Raw genomic sequence first — 14,616 nt, forward strand, 5'->3', positions numbered from 1 at the left:
CGGGGGGGGGGGGGGGGGGGGGGGGCCCCCCACCCCCGGGGGGGCCCGCCCCCCCCCCCCCGGGGGGGGGGGGGGGGGCGCCCCCCCCCCCCCCCCCCGCCCCGCCTCACCGGTTCCTCCTGTCCCGCCCACCGGGCGCACGGCGCACCCGCCGGCGCGACGTCAGCAGCAGCTCCTGTCGAGAGGAGAGTCCTCATGTCCGTGACGAGGATGTTCGCCGTCGACTCCGCGCCGCCGGAGCCCGCCGTCGCGCCCGAGCGGTTCAAGGCCGCGTTCCGCGGCCATCCCGCGGGCGTTGCCGTCATTACGCTGCCCGGCCGGAAGCGTCCCGCGGGGTTCACCGCGACGTCGCTGGTGTCGCTGTCGCTCAGCCCGCCGCTGGTCTCCTTCGCCATCGCGACCACCGCATCCAGCTGGCCCTTCGTGCGGGACGGCGGCACGGCCGTGGCCCACCTCCTGACGGCCGGCCAGGAGGACCTGGCCCGCCGCTTCGCCACCAGCGGCATCGACCGTTTCGCGGCGCCGACCGGCTACCGTCTCCTGCCCGGAGGCGAGCCCGTACTGGAGGGGGTGGACACCTGGCTGCTGCTTTCCCTGGAGAGCCTCATACCGGCGGGCGACCATCGGCTGGCCATAGCCAGAGTGCGGCACGCGGCGATCGGCGCCGACCACCGGCCCCTGCTGTACCACGACGGCACCTACCACACCCTCCGGGCGTGATCCGCGCCGGCAACCGGGGCCCACGGGGGATGTCCGTTGCCGGTCGGCAGCCGGACATCAGGCGCATCGCGAGGCGAGAGGCGGCGGGGGATCCGAAGTCCACAACCGCCCGTGACCGTCGTGACAGCGGTCGTCGGCGGACCGCTGCCCGGACGGCGCCGCGGGCGGTGCGCGCCTGCCGGACCACGGGCCGGTCCCGATGTACGGCTCCGCCGCGTGGGCGCGCTCAGCCCCACCCACCCGCTCCCGACCGCGATCCACCACCCACAGGTAACAACCAGGCCGCTCCCAAGAAAACACCCCGTCGCTTTCCGGCCACCCGCCATTGACACGCTGACCCAGTGTTGGCCATGGCTTTTCCCGTCGATCTACGCCGCTGCCAGGTGCTTGGCCTGGCCGGCACCGCCTTCCTGGCCCTGGGAGGTGAGACAGCCGGTGCCCTGCCCGTGGAGGATCTGCTCGCACCCAGCTCCGTGCAGGCGGCGTTCGGCCTGGTCGGGGTCTACTTCGGCGTCGTGCTGCTGATCGCGGCGTGGCTGCTGCTGGGCCGCCTCGTGCGCAGCGCCGAACCGCCCACCCCGCGGCAGCTGTTGCTGGTCCTCGCCGTCTGGGCGGCCCCGCTGCTGCTGGCGCCCCCGCTGTTCAGCAGGGACGTATACAGCTACCTCGCGCAGGGCGCCATGGTCGACGCGCACATGGACGTCTACACCTCGGGACCCGCCCAGCTCGGCGGCCCGCTGGCCGACGAGGTCGCACCGGTGTGGCAGAACACCGCGGCCCCCTACGGCCCCGCGTTCATGGGGGTGGCCTCGCTGCTGTCCGGGCTGACCCGGGGTGAACTCCCGGCCGGACTCTTCGGGATGCGACTGGTCGCCCTGCTCGGCGTCGGCCTGATGGCGGCCGCGCTGCCCCGGCTCGCCCGGCACAGCGGTGCCGACCCGGCCGCCGCGCTCTGGCTCGGCGCCCTCAACCCGCTGGTGCTGCTGCACCTGGTCGCCGGCGCCCACAACGACGCGATCATGCTCGGTCTGCTCGGCCTCGGCCTGGTCGCGGCGCTCGGCCGCTGGCCGTTCCTGGGCGCCGTACTGGTCACGCTTGCGGCGCTGGTGAAGGCACCCGCCGCACTCGGTCTGCTCGCGGTGATCGTCGTACAGGCGCGCCGGGGCCGCAGTCCCGCGCGGGCCACCCTGACGACGGCGGTCGCGTCCGGGGTGACGACGGTGGTGGCGACCGCCGTCGCCGGGACGGGATACGGATGGATAAGGGCGCTCGACACACCCGTCTCCCCGCACAACTGGGCGCTCAGCAGCCTGCTGGGCCGGGCCACGGGCAGGGTCCTCGAACACTTCGGCAGCGATCTCGCGCCGCTCGCCGTCCCGGCCTGGCATCTGCTCGGACTGGCGCTGACCGCCGTGACCGTGCTGGTGATATGGGTCCGGCTGCGGCCCCGCCCCGTCTACGCCCTCGGCCTGAGCCTGGCCGCGGTCGCGGCCTTCGGGCCGGCGATCCGCCCGTGGTACGCCATCTGGGGCCTGTTCCTGATAGCGGCAGCGGCGCCCAGCACCTCGGTACGGCACCGGGTGGCGGCCGTCACCGGAGTCCTCGCCCTCGCCGTGCTGCCCAGCGGCGGCCCCGCCGACATCGGTCAGCTGGTCCTCGCCGTCTCCGGCGGGGTGCTCGGCGTGGTCGTGCTGTGGCAGGCCCACCAGGCCGCGCAGGCCCCGGCCGTGGGACGTACGGCATGAGGGGCCCGAGTTGGCCGCAGACCGACCGGGGGCGGCTGCTGCTCGTTCTCGTCCTCGTCGCCGCCGTGACCGTGTTCACGGCCACCGTGCCGCTGCTGCGTGACTGGTTCGACCTGCGCGTGTACTACGGCACCGTGCACACCTGGGTGCATCACGGCGGGCGGATCTACGACTACCGGGTGCCCGGGACGACGTACGGGTTCACGTATCCGCCGTTCGCCGCCGTCGGCATGCTGCCCATGGCGCTGGTGGGGCTGCACCTGGCCATCGCGGCCTCGCTGCTGCTGAACCTGGCCGCGCTGGCGTTCGTGCTGCGCATCCTGGCCGGACCGGGCTGGCGGCGCTTGGGCTGGTACCGCTGGGCGCTGGTCCTGTGCGGGCTGGCGCTGTTCGAGCCGCTGCGGGACACCTTCAGCTTCGGCCAGGTGAACCTGGTACTGCTCGCCCTGGTGCTCGCCGACTGCTGTCTGCTGCGCAGCGGGCGGGGCCGCTGGGCCGGGATCGGCATCGGGCTCGCCGCCGCGATCAAGCTCACGCCGGCCCTGTTCATCTTCATGCTGCTGATCGGCCGCAAGTGGCGGGCGGCCGGTGTCGCGACGGCCGTGGCGCTCGCCGCGACCGGGCTCGCGGCCTGGGCCGACCCCGGGGCGTCCCGCTTCTACTGGACCCAGGCACTCTGGGACACCAGCAGGGTCGGCCGGCTCGACTACGTCTCGAACCAGTCGCTGCAGGGCGTACTGGCCCGGCTCGGCCATCCGGACAAGCCGCTGTGGGCGATCGTGGTGCTGCTCACCCTGGCCGTGTGGGCGTGGCGGACCCGGAAGGCCGTGGCGGTCGGCGACTGGACGGCCGCCTTCGCGCTCACCGGTCTCGCGGCCTGCCTGGTCAGCCCGATCACCTGGGTGCACCACCTGGTGTGGGTGCTGCCGTCGTTCGCGCTGCTGGCCCGTGCCGGGCACCCGCGGGTCGCGGGCGCCCTCTACGCGGTGATGTGCACCAGCGTGGTGTGGCTGTGGTTCGACGACGCGTCCGGCATCGACGGGTTCCTCGGCAGCAACATCTACACCTGGATCACGCTGGGCCTGCTGCTGGGCCTGCCGGCCGGTCAGTCCCGCCCGGAGCGTTCGCCCCTGAGCCGCACCGTCAGGGTGACGGCGCCCGCGCCCAGCACCGCGAACCCCGCGACGATGGCGGTCTCCCACCAGTCGGAGCCGTCCTCGGGCGCCGTGGCCGCCGCCATCGGCACGGTGCTCGGGCCCGGCCGGGGCCGCGGCTTGGCCCGAAGACCGTCCAGCGAGCCCACCGGGTCGACCCGTCCGGCCGCCTCGAAACCCCAGTCGAGCAGCTGACGTGCCTCGTCGTACACACCGCCGTCCTGCGGGTTCATCACCGTGACGATGAGGGTGCGCCCGCCGCGTCGGGCGGCGGCGACGAGGGTGTTGCCGGCGTTGCTGGTGTAGCCGTTCTTGATCCCGATCAGGCCGGGGTACCGTCCCACCCCGTCCTCGCCGGTCAGCAGCCGGTTGGTGTTCTCGATGCCGAACGACCAGCCGGTGCCGTCGGGGAAGCGGGCCTGGGCGGTGGAGCAGTACCGCGCGAAGTCGGGGTTGCGCAGCCCCTCCCGGCCGAACACCGCCAGGTCGAACGCGGAGGAGACCTGCCCCGGTGCGTCGTAGCCGTCGGGGGACTCGACATGGGTGTCGAGGGCGCCCAGGGACCGGGCGTTGGCCTGCATCCGGGTGGCGGTGCGCTCCCAGCCCCCGTCGAGCGCGGCGAGAACGTGCACGGCGTCGTTGCCGGAGCTGAGGAAGACCCCGCGCCACAGGTCGGACACCCGGTAGGTGTGGCCCGCCTCGACGCCGACCAGGCTGCTGCCCTCGGGGACGTCCGCCAGTTCCTCGGACGTCACCCGGTGCGGGAGGTCGGCGGGCAGGACGGGCAGCACGGTGAGGGCGAAAAGGGTCTTCAGGGTGCTGGCCGGCGGGAGTCTGCGGTGTGCGTGGTCGGCCGCCAGCACCTGGCCGGTGTCCGCGTCGGCGACCAGCCAGGAGAGCGCGGACAGGTCCGGGAGCTCCGGGGCGCCGGGGTGCGGCCGCACCTGTGTGCCGGAGTGGTAGAGCAGCGACGGTCCGGGCACCACCGCCCTCGGGGGCGGAGCCGGGTCCAGCGCCGCGGTGCCGGCGGTGGCCGTGCCGGGGGTCAGCGCCAGCAGGCCCGCCAGGCAGACGGAGCAGGTCGTCACCGCCGCTCGCCGAGGGAATCGGTCAGGGAATCCGATCGTCATATGATCAACGTAGGAACGGAGGCGGTGTACGGCGCGCTGCCTGGGCCGGTCGGACGCGGTGAGCAACCCGGATGCCGCACGCCCGGGCCGGTGTGACCCCACCGGGAGGGGCGCCCCGGTCTCAGCCCGCCGGCAGGGTCGGCTGCACGCGCCGCAGGAAGGTCGCGTTGTCCGGGGTCTCCTTCATGCGTCCCAGGAGCGTCTCCAGCCCGCCCGGGGTGCCCTCCCGGCTCTGCAGGGCCCGGCGCAGTCCGCGCACGGTCGTCAACTCGGCCGGGGTGAGCAGGAGTTCCTCGCGGCGGGTGCCGGAGGGGGCGATGTCCAGGGCGGGGAAGACCCGCCGGGAGGCCAGCTCGCGGTCCAGGCGCAGCTCCATGTTGCCGGTGCTCTTCAGCTCCTCGAAGAAGTAGCCGTCGGCCCGGGAGCCGGTGTCCACCAGGACGGTGGCCAGGATGGTGAGCGAGCCGCCCTCCTCGGCCTTGCGGGCGGCGCCGAAGAACCGCTTCGGGCCGAGCAGCGCGCCGGCGTCGACACCGCCGCTGAGGGTACGGCCGTTGGAGGCGGCCGCGTTGTTGTGGGCCCGGCACAGCCGGGTCAGGGAGTCGAGAAGGATGACGACGTCCTTGCCCTCCTCGACGAGCCGCTTGGCGCGCTCGACGACGAGTTCGGCGAGGGCGATGTGCTCCTTGGCGGGCCGGTCGAAGGTGGAGGCGTACACCTCGCCGCGCACCGAGCGCCGCATGTCGGTGACTTCCTCCGGGCGCTCGTCGAGCAGCAGCACCATCAGGTGGCACTCCGGGTGGTTGCCGGCGACGGCGGCCGCGAACTGCTGGAGCAGCACGGTCTTGCCGGTCTTCGGCGGGGCCACGATCAGCCCGCGCTGCCCCTTGCCGACCGGTGCGAACAGGTCGGCGACCCGTCCGGCGAGCCCGGCGGCGGGGTGTTCGAGGCGGATCCGCTCGTGCGGGTGCAGCGGGGTGAGGTCGCGGAAGTTCCGGCGGCCGCGCAGTTCCCCGGGCGTACGCCCGTTGACGCGCGTGACCTCGGTCAGCGTGCGCCGGTCGCCGCGGACGCCCTCGACGAGGTCGCCCTTGCGCAGGCCGTGACGGCGGATCAGCGCCGGGGAGACCTGCGGGTCGGCGGAGGAGGGCAGGCAGCTCGGGGCCCGCAGCTGCCCCTTCCCGCCCGCGTCGATGTCGAGGACACCGGTGACGGGCCGGGCGGCGGGCCCGTCCTGCTGACGTACTGGGGGTTCGAGTGTGGTGGTCATGAGAGGTGGTCCTTTCGAGGACGGAAGACATGGGTGAAGGGGGAGTGGGCCGCGAGTGGGAGGGCATCTGCACAGCCTCCGTGCGGCGGGGAACGGCACCTCGGAAACGGCGGAGAGGCCCAGGTCACGAGGTGGTGCTGAGAAGCCGGTGAGCCGGTCGGGAAGCGACGGGCGATACGGCTGGAGGAGTGGAACCTGCACTCGGCGCCCGGCAGAGGGACGCTCACACGTGCTGATCGCACTATACCCAGGGTTCCACGATCGTCAACATGGCCCCGGTCACCGGTATTCCCGCCGGCGGCCACTGCGTGCCTGGCCTCACCGGCCGGGAAAAGCTCGTTCCCGGAGCCCGCGGGCGCCTACGATCGGCCGTGTCCGCGTCGTACCGCTGTCAGGAGCCCCCTGGTGGAGACCCCGTCCGTGCCGCACCGACTGGACCCCGCCGGCGGCTGCCCGCACGCCGACAACGCCAGGCTGCTGGCGCGCGGTGCCGTGGCCCCGGTCGTCCTGCCCGGTGGCATCGAGGGCATGGCCGTGCTCGGCCACGAGGCGCTCCGGGACTTCCTCCAGCATCCCGACGTCGCCAAGGACGTCCAGCACTTCACGCAGCTGCGGGAGGGCCGCGTCCCCGCGGGCTGGCCGCTGCTGACCTTCGCCACCGTGCGGGGCATGACCACCGCCGACGGCGCCGACCACCGCAGGCTGCGCGGACTGGTCAGCCGGGCCTTCACCCCGCGCCGAGTCGCGGAACTCCGGCCCCGGGTCGAGGAGTTGTCCGGCGCCCTGCTCGGCGACCTGGAGCGGGCCGCGGCCGACGGTGACGGTGTCGCCGACCTGCGCCGGCACTTCGCGCTGCCGCTGCCCATGGGCGTGATCGGTGAACTCCTCGGTGTGGACGCGGAGTTCCGCGACCGGCTGCACCACCTGACGAACCAGGTCGTGGCCACCGACATCGGCCCCGCCGAGGCCGTCGCCGCCAACCGGGAACTGGTCGCCGTCCTCGCCGCGGTCGCCGCCGCCCGAGCCGACCACCCGGGCGACGACCTCACCAGCGCCCTGATCGCCGTTCGGGACGAGGACGGCGACCGGCTCGGTCAGGAGGAGCTGATCGGCACCCTGGTCCTGATGATCATCGCCGGGCACGAGACCACCCTCAACCTGATCACCAACGCCGTGCGTGCCCTGTGCGGCCACCGCGACCAGCTCGAACTCGTCCGCAAGGGCGACGCGGGCTGGGCGGACGTGGTGGAGGAGACGCTGCGCTGGGACGCGCCGGTCAGCTACTTCCCGTTCCGGTATCCCGTGCGGGACCTCACCGTCGACGGGACGGTGATCCCCGCGGGCACCCCGGTGCTGGCCGGCTACTCGGCCGCCGGACGCGACCCCGCCGCGCACGGCCCGGACGCCGGCCGGTTCGACGTCACCCGGCCCATGCGCCCCGACGCCGTCCGCCACCTCTCCCTCGGCCACGGCGCCCACTACTGCCTGGGCGCCCCGCTGGCCCGACTGGAGGCCACGGTCGCCCTGGAGCGGCTCTTCGACCGCTTCCCGGCCCTGGACCTGGCCGTCCCCGAGGACCGCCTCACCCGGCAGGCCAGCTTCGTCGGCAACAGCGTGCGCGCCCTCCCGGTCCGGCTGCGCCCCCGGCCCGGCGGCTGAGGCGCATACCAGCCATACGAACCCCCGATGGCGTTTCGCTGACGCATTTCTTGTTCTGGCCATAGGCCCTACCTACGCTGCCACCACCGCACTTCGGCGGCATGGACAAGGGACTTGGCAATCATGGGTCGACTGGCCGGAAAAATCGCTTTCATCAGTGGAACGGGGGCTGGAATCGGCCGGGCCGCGGCACAGGTGTTCGCGGCGGAGGGCGCCACCGTATTCGGCTGCGACATCGATGAGAAGAGCGCCGCGGAAACCGTGGAACTCGTCGAGAAGGCCGGCGGAGTCATGCGTTCCCTGGCGCCGGTCGACCTTTCCACCGAGGCCGGGGCGCGGGAGTGGATCGAGGCCGGGATCGCGGAATTCGGCGGGATCGACATCCTCTACAACAACGCCTCCGCGCTGCGGAACGGCCCCTTCGGGACGATGCCCGCCGAAGACTGGTACTTCACCATCAGGAACGAGCTGGACATCCCCTACTTCTGCACGCAGGCCGCCTGGCCGCACCTGATCGCACGCGGCGGCGGGGCCGTCCTGAACGTCGCCTCCGTGGCCGCCGTGCGCGGCGCGCCGTTCATGCCGATGGTGCCGCACGGCGCAGCCAAGGGCGGGGTCCTCGCGATGAGCAAGCACCTGTGCGCGGCCGGCGCCCCGCACCGCATCCGCGTCAACACCGTCGCCCCCGGCATGACCCGCACCTCGGCCACCGCACCCTTCCTCGACGACCCGAACGGCCCGAAGGCCCGGCTGGAGGCAAGGATCCCGGTCGGCAGGGTCGGACAGCCCGAGGACATCGCCCGCGCGGCGGCCTTCCTCTGCTCCGACGAGGCGGCCTTCGTCAACGGCGCCAACCTCATGGTCGACGGCGGCGACAGCGCGATGGCGGGCTGAGCGCGGATGCACGCACGACTCGACCACGTGGGCGTCAACGTGCGCGACCTGCCTGCCCAACTCGACTGGTACAAAACGGCCTTCGGCCTGAGGACCGTCTTCGAGTTCCGTCTCGACGGCCCCGGACTGACCGGTGTCGTCCTGGAACACCCGCACGGCTGGCGGCTCGAACTGCTCGCCAGGCCCGGGTCCGCGCCCGGCCTCAGGGCACCGGATCCGATGGCCGCCGTCCTCACCGAGGGGTACGGGCACTTCGCGGTCACGACCCCCGAACTCGACCCCGTGTACACCGCGTTGACGGCCCTCGGGGCGGGCGAGGTCCTCGCCCCAGGTCCGTCCCCCGAACCGGGGGTGCGGATGGCCTGGGTCAAGGACCCCGAGGGAAATCTCATCGAACTCATAGAACGCGGCGAACTCGGCGGGCACGGCGAACTCGCCGAAGTCGAAGAGCGCGGCACCACCGTTAACCCGTGAGATGGAGCAGGGAATGACCAACGCTGTGAAGAAACTGGACGTGGGCACGCTCATAGCCTGTTGTCTGGCAGTTGCCGCCGCGCAGCTGTGCATTACCGTCCCCTCGCCCATCAACGGGGAAATCCAGAACGCATTCGGAGCCTCGGGATCGCAGGTCGCCTGGGTCACCTCGGCATTCATTCTGCCCACCGCGATTCTGGAACTGAATTTCGGTGTGGTGGGCGACCTGTTCGGCCGTAAGCGGCTGCTGGTCCTCGGCGGATTCGTGCTGGCGATCGGTGAACTCCTCAACGCCACCTCCCAGAACATCACCATGCTCTGGATCGGGCAGGCCCTCGCCGGCATCGGCGCCGCCGCGCTCTTCCCCAGCTCCCTCGCCGTCATCGCGGCCGCGACACCGGAGGAGAAGGACCGCGCCAAGGCGGTCTCGACCTGGGCGCTGAGCATCTCCCTCGCCTCCGCCGTGGGTCCGCTCTCCTCCGGCATCCTGGCCACGGTCGCCGACTTCCGCTGGGCGTTCGTGCCGCCGGTCGTCCTCGGCATCGCGGTCGGCATCTCCTGCTGGGCCCTGGTCACCGACTCCAAGGCGCCCGAGGGCCGCGCCCTGGACTGGCCCGGCCAGATCAGCATCGCCGTCGGCCTCACCGCCCTGCTGTGGGGCATCATCGAGGGCGGCGACCGTGGCTGGAGCAGCCCGTCCATCGTCTTCGCGCTGGCCCTCGCCGCCGTGGCCCTGGTCGGCTTCGTGATGGCGGAGCGGCGGGCCGAGTCCCCGATGTTCAACCTGGAGCTGCTGAGGATCCCGTCGTTCGCGGCGGCCGCGGTGGTCGCACTGACCGGCATGTTCGGCTTCATCGGCACCGCCTACTGCGTCTCCATCCGGCTCGGCGCGGTGATGCACCTCAGCGCCCTGCGCGCCGGCATGCCGTTCGTGATCCTCCAGCTGATCCCGCTGCTCCTCGCGCCGGTGCTCAGCAAGATGCTCACCCGCGTCGAGCCGCGCTGGCTGCTGATGGGCGGTCTGCTGCCTATGGCCGCCGGCCAGTTCTGGATCGCCGCGCTGCCCATCACCACCACCTCCCTCGCGGCCTTCATCGGCCCGGTGCTGCTGCTCGGCGTCGGCTTCATCTGCGTGGTCTCCTCGCTGACCTCGGCCGCCGTCAACGCCGTGCCGATCGAGATGACCGGCATGGCGAGCGGCGCGACCAGCCTGGTCCGCGAGTTCGGCCAGGGCCTCGGCCCGGCCGTGATCAGCACCATCGCGATGAGCGCGGCCTCCTCCGCGCTGGTCGGCAAGCTGAGCGGCGCCGACGCCGGCATGGAGGCCGCGGCCGGACCGCTGGCTGTGGTCAACGCGGGCAGCGGCAGCGCCAAGGCCGCCGCGCAGGACGCCCTCGCGCATGGCATGGCCCTCGGCGTGGTGATCTGCGGCTGCGCCTCACTGCTCGGTGCGCTGGTCACCCTGCTGCTGGTCCGCAAGAACACCGCACGAGCGGCGGCCCAGGTGCCGGTGCAGCCGGCGTCCGCCTGACGCCGGACGCGACGAGAAGGCCGGGGCGCCCGCCCCGGCCTTTCCGCGTGCGTACCCAACTGGCCTGTAACAGGCATGGGTTGGCCGGTAACGGATGTCCCCGGACCATAACGATCCCGTTCTGACGGGGACTTGACGTCCGGTTATGCCGTATCTTCACGACATGTCCACGCCACCGCAGCAGCCGCAGTCCTCTCCGCAGCAGCAGCCGTCGTCGGCCCCGCAGCAGTCCTCGCCGCCTCCGCAGCAGCCGGACCAGCCCCCGGCGGCACCGCCGCAGCCCCAGCCGACCGCGTACCCGTACCCGAGTCCGCAGTCGCCACCCCCGCAGAACCCCTACGCCCAGCCCACCGTCGTCAACCAGGCCGCCGCCCCGCCGCAGCAGGCCAACCCCTATGCCGTGCAGCCCGGTTACGGCTACCCGCCGCCGGCCGCACCGCCGGCGACCGGCGGCAACGCGGCGGGCAGAGCCGTGCTGTGGGCCGTCGTGGGCGCGGTGGTCGCCTCCGCGGGCTGGGCGGCCGGACTCTTCCTGACCGGGGGCTTCGGGAGCAGTGCGGACCTGCGCGGCTACCGGGCGCCCGCGAACCTCTGCTCCAGCGCGGACTACTCGTCGTTCAAGGACGAGTACCCCGTGGACGACTCGTCCCCGACGAAGAACGTGATGAAGGACCCCGCGCTGGACCAGAGCTACTGCAGTCTCAGTCTCAAGAAGACCAGCTCCAGCTACGGGGACGCCTACCTCTCCTTGGAGGTCGACCTGCACAAGAAGACCGACCCCGCACCGGAGTTCACGGCCACCTGGAAGAACTACGGCGACAGCCACAGCGACTACGACGTGACGCCCGTGCAGGGCATCGGCGACGAGGCCTACCTGGTCACCCAGGACACCAGCAACGGTTCCACCACCAGCGGCGCGCGGTACGCCACGCTCGCGGTGCGGGACGGCTGGATGACGTACTCGATGAGCTACAGCGCGTACTTCTCCTCGTACGACAGCGACACCGACCCGCCGACCCTCGACGACGTGACCGGCTGGCTGAAGACCGACACCAAGTCCACGCTCGAGCAGCTCAAGGACTGAGGCTCAGACCTGGTCGAGGGCGTTGGTGATCGCCTTCACCGGGCCGTGCGACGCGTAGCCGCCGTCGACGGTGATCTCCGCGCCGTTGACGTACGAGGCCTCGTCGGAGAGGAGATAGACGACCAGCGGCGCCACCTCGTCGACCGTGCCCGGACGGCCCTGGGGCGTCATGGCGAGGTGGGCGGCGACGAACACCGGGTTGGCGGTGGCCATCAGCGGGGTCTCGATGTACCCCGGGTGGACGATGTTCGTCCGGATGCCGCGCGGGGCCAGCTCCAGGGCCGCCACCTTGGACAGGCCCCGCAGCGCCCACTTGCTGGTCGTGTACGCCACCGCGTGGTGCGCGGTGAGCCCGGCGACCGAACCGACGTTCACGATCGAGGAACCGGCCGGCATCAGCGGGGCGAGGGCCTGGATGCCGAGCAGGGCGCCGGTGGTGTTCACGGCGAACGCCCGGTTCCAGTCGCCGAGTTCGACGTGGCCGAGCCGCGCCCGCATCGGGATGCCCGCGTTGTTCACGAGGCCGTGCACGGTGTCCAGGGACGCCGCCAGGGCCGCCCAGTCGTCCGGCGAGGTCACGTCCAGGTGGACGTACCGGACGTCCAGGCCGTCGGCGCGCAGGGAGGCGGCGAGCTTCTCGCCGGTCTCGTCGAGCACGTCGGTCGCGATCACCGTCGCGCCCTCCCGGGCGGCCGCGGCCGCCTCCGCGGCCCCCTGGCCCTGTGCGGCTCCGGTGACGACGACGGTACGGCCCGCCAGGCGCGTGCGGCTCACGGCTTCCACGGTGTTTCCTCCCAGGGGGGCGTGCGGAGATGTCCTCCGGTCCACGCTAGGAAGCCGCGGACAGCTCCGGAAACGCGCTCTCCGGATGGGTGGCATCCGCCTCGGCGATCTCCGGCGGCGCCTCCTCGCCCAGCGCCGCGCCGACCCTGCGGACCGTGTCCCGCAGCCAGCGGTGCGCCGGGTCCGCGTGCCGGTTGTGGTGCCAGTACATGGCCTCCACCAGCGGTACGTCCGGGAACGGCGCCGGTACGACCGCACAGCGCGCGAAACCCTCGTAGCGGCGGGCCAGCCGTTCCGGGACCATGGCCACCAGGTCCGTACCGCTCACCAGGAACGGCAGCACACTGAAGCCGGGCGTGCTGACCTGCACCTTCGGGGTGATCCCTAGGGTCTCCAGCTGGCGCTCGGCGGGGGTGTGGCTCTTGCCGATGGCGCAGGCCGCGTGCGGCATCTCGGCGAGGTCGCGGAGGGTGAGCCGGCCGTCCACCAGGCGCGGGTTGCCCGGGTCGACGATGCACACGAACCGGTCGTGCATCACGGCCTCGCTGACGCCGGGCAGCTGGTAGCCGAGCGGCACGATCATCAGGTCGTGGCAGCGCAGATGCGTCTCGGTCTCCAGCTGCCCGTCGACGATCGGATGGAAGTCGATCCGCACGCCCGGCGCCTCGGCCGCGATGACCCGCAGCAGCGGCTCCACGAACACCGTCATCACGTAGTCCGACATGACCACGGAGAACCGCTGGCGGCTGCGGGCCGGGTCGAAGTGCCGGGTCAGCGACAGGGCCTCCTCGGCCTTCTGCAGCGAGCCCTGGACGACCGGCAGCAGCCGCTCCGCGAGCGGTGTCAGCTCGTACTCGCGGCCCACCCGGATCAGCAGCTCGTCGTTGAAGTGCCGGCGCAGCCGGGCCAGCGAGCCGCTCATCGCGGACTGGCTGGTGGACAACCGTACACCGGCGTGGGTGACGTTCTTCTCCTCCAGGAGCGCTTCCAGTGCCACCAGAAGATTGAGATCGATCGCTCCGAGACCCACGAGTGTCCCCTTCCGGCCGGCCACGTCCTTGAAGCTTCGGTGAAACGCGAGGTTAACCAGCGGACGGCCGTCGAGGAAGGGGGTCGGGGCGACTGGCAGGAAGATGCGATGCCAGGCATCCCGTCGCCGGATACCCGCAGGTGGAGGGCCTGAGCGCACCACAGGCCCCCCACAGCTTCGGGTGCTAGGGGCGCGGGGTGCGGCCCCTCTTGCGGGCCCGCGGAAGGTACGCGTCCGTCCGCCCGGGCACGATCCGGTTGGACACCGTGCCCAGCCCCTCGACCGTCAGCGTCACCTCGTCGCCGGGCCTCAGCGGGGGCGGGGTACGCTCCCCGAGCCGCCCCCAGAACTCCGCCAGCGCCCCCCAGCCGCAGGTGCCCGAGCCGAGGATGTCACCGGGGCGTACCCAGGCGTCCCGGCTGGCGTAGGCGATCATCTCCTCGAAGGTCCAGGAGACGTTGGCGAGGGTGTCCCGGCCGATCAGCTCGCCGTTCAGGGTGACCGTCATCTCCAGGTCCAGGAACCCGTCCGGATCCCGCCGGTCCTCGACCTCGTCGGCGGTGACCAGGTAGGGGCCGAGCGTGTTGGCGAAGTCCTTGCCCTTGGAGAAACCCAGGCCGAGGTTCTTCTCCGGCTTCTGCAGATCACGGGCCGACCAGTCGTTGAAGACCAGGTAGCCGATGATGTGGTCCCTCGCCTGCCCGGGGGTGAGGTCCCGGCCGCTGCGGCCGATGACCACGCCGACCTCCAGCTCGAAGTCCAGCACCGAGCAGCCGGCCGGGACCGGCACGTCGTCGCGGGCGCCGTAGGCGGCATGCGGGTTGGTGAAGTAGAAGTTGGGCGCCCGGTACCACTCCTCGGGCACGTGCTCCAGGCCGTCCAGCGACTTCGACACACCCTCGATGTGCGCCTCGAACCCGACGAAGTCCCGGATGGACGGTGGCTTCAGCGGCGGCAGCAACCGCACCTGATCGACCGTCAACTCGCCAGGTGCGTCCAGGGCTTCGATGCCGGCCGCGTACAGCCCACCCGCCTCGACCAGCGTCAGGACGCTCACCCCGTCGGGCAGCGGGTGGATCACCCCGTCCCGCACCACACCGGCGCGCTCCTCGCCCTCGTGCTCGTATGTCGCGAAACGCATC

At 72.3% G+C, this 14,616-nt stretch carries 12 protein-coding genes and 1 pseudogene; 8 read left to right on the forward strand and 5 right to left on the reverse strand.

Features of this window, described 5'->3' with window-relative positions:
• The first annotated feature begins 195 nt into the window (after positions 1-195).
• The 3 genes from ACFY0P_RS23710 (at position 196) to ACFY0P_RS23720 (ending at position 3,814) form a co-directional block, all read left to right on the forward strand.
• Positions 196-720 carry a flavin reductase family protein gene (locus ACFY0P_RS23710; RefSeq protein ID WP_388916438.1) on the forward strand — a complete coding sequence of 175 codons (525 nt, stop codon included), beginning with the start codon at positions 196-198 and terminating at the stop codon, positions 718-720.
• Positions 721-1,070: 350 nt separating this feature from the next.
• Positions 1,071-2,465, forward strand: coding sequence for a polyprenol phosphomannose-dependent alpha 1,6 mannosyltransferase MptB (gene mptB, locus ACFY0P_RS23715; RefSeq protein ID WP_388916441.1), 1,395 nt, complete (start codon positions 1,071-1,073; stop codon positions 2,463-2,465).
• On the forward strand, positions 2,462-3,814 hold the full coding sequence (locus tag ACFY0P_RS23720; RefSeq protein ID WP_388916444.1) for a glycosyltransferase 87 family protein: 1,353 nt from the start codon (positions 2,462-2,464) through the stop codon (positions 3,812-3,814). The genes mptB and ACFY0P_RS23720 overlap by 4 nt, the downstream gene beginning before the upstream one ends.
• Before the next feature lie 89 nt (positions 3,815-3,903).
• Here the strand turns inward: ACFY0P_RS23720 and ACFY0P_RS23725 are convergent.
• Both ACFY0P_RS23725 and rho read right to left on the reverse strand, forming a co-directional pair.
• A pseudogene (locus tag ACFY0P_RS23725) lies at positions 3,904-4,749 on the reverse strand (D-alanyl-D-alanine carboxypeptidase family protein); the annotation flags it as partial.
• Positions 4,750-4,870: 121 nt separating this feature from the next.
• Positions 4,871-6,019, reverse strand: coding sequence for a transcription termination factor Rho (gene rho, locus ACFY0P_RS23730; protein WP_388916447.1), 1,149 nt, complete (start codon positions 6,017-6,019; stop codon positions 4,871-4,873).
• Between the two features lie 405 nt (positions 6,020-6,424).
• On the opposite strand from rho, the gene ACFY0P_RS23735 reads away from it, so the two are divergent.
• The 5 genes from ACFY0P_RS23735 to ACFY0P_RS23755 all read left to right on the forward strand — a co-directional run bounded on the left by ACFY0P_RS23735 (position 6,425) and on the right by ACFY0P_RS23755 (position 11,661).
• Positions 6,425-7,678, forward strand: a complete 1,254-nt coding sequence (locus ACFY0P_RS23735; protein ID WP_388916450.1) for a cytochrome P450 — start codon at positions 6,425-6,427, stop codon at positions 7,676-7,678.
• A gap of 123 nt (positions 7,679-7,801) precedes the next feature.
• Entirely contained in the window at positions 7,802-8,572 is a 771-nt protein-coding gene (locus ACFY0P_RS23740) for an SDR family NAD(P)-dependent oxidoreductase (protein ID WP_388916453.1), read from the forward strand.
• A gap of 6 nt (positions 8,573-8,578) precedes the next feature.
• Positions 8,579-9,046, forward strand: a complete 468-nt coding sequence (locus ACFY0P_RS23745; protein WP_388916456.1) for a VOC family protein — start codon at positions 8,579-8,581, stop codon at positions 9,044-9,046.
• 13 nt (positions 9,047-9,059) lie between these two features.
• Positions 9,060-10,577: an MFS transporter gene (locus tag ACFY0P_RS23750; protein ID WP_388916459.1), complete on the forward strand. Its 1,518-nt coding sequence runs from the start codon at positions 9,060-9,062 to the stop codon at positions 10,575-10,577.
• A 163-nt stretch (positions 10,578-10,740) separates the two neighbouring features.
• Positions 10,741-11,661, forward strand: a complete 921-nt coding sequence (locus tag ACFY0P_RS23755) for a hypothetical protein (protein WP_388916462.1) — start codon at positions 10,741-10,743, stop codon at positions 11,659-11,661.
• Positions 11,662-11,664: 3 nt separating this feature from the next.
• Here the strand turns inward: ACFY0P_RS23755 and ACFY0P_RS23760 are convergent, their stop codons facing one another.
• The 3 genes from ACFY0P_RS23760 to ACFY0P_RS23770 form a co-directional block, all read right to left on the reverse strand.
• Positions 11,665-12,435, reverse strand: a complete 771-nt coding sequence (locus ACFY0P_RS23760) for an SDR family NAD(P)-dependent oxidoreductase (protein WP_388916464.1) — start codon at positions 12,433-12,435, stop codon at positions 11,665-11,667.
• Positions 12,436-12,490: 55 nt separating this feature from the next.
• Positions 12,491-13,474 (reverse strand): LysR family transcriptional regulator, encoded by a 984-nt coding sequence (locus tag ACFY0P_RS23765; RefSeq protein ID WP_388916467.1) that lies wholly within the window; start codon positions 13,472-13,474, stop codon positions 12,491-12,493.
• 184 nt (positions 13,475-13,658) lie between these two features.
• A complete protein-coding gene (locus ACFY0P_RS23770) occupies positions 13,659-14,615 on the reverse strand; it encodes a fumarylacetoacetate hydrolase family protein (RefSeq protein WP_388916470.1) in 957 nt (318 codons plus the stop codon).
• Between the last annotated feature and the right edge of the window lies 1 nt (position 14,616).

The sequence above is a fragment of the Streptomyces sp. NPDC001714 genome, from assembly GCF_042892755.1.
GTDB lineage: Bacteria > Actinomycetota > Actinomycetes > Streptomycetales > Streptomycetaceae > Streptomyces.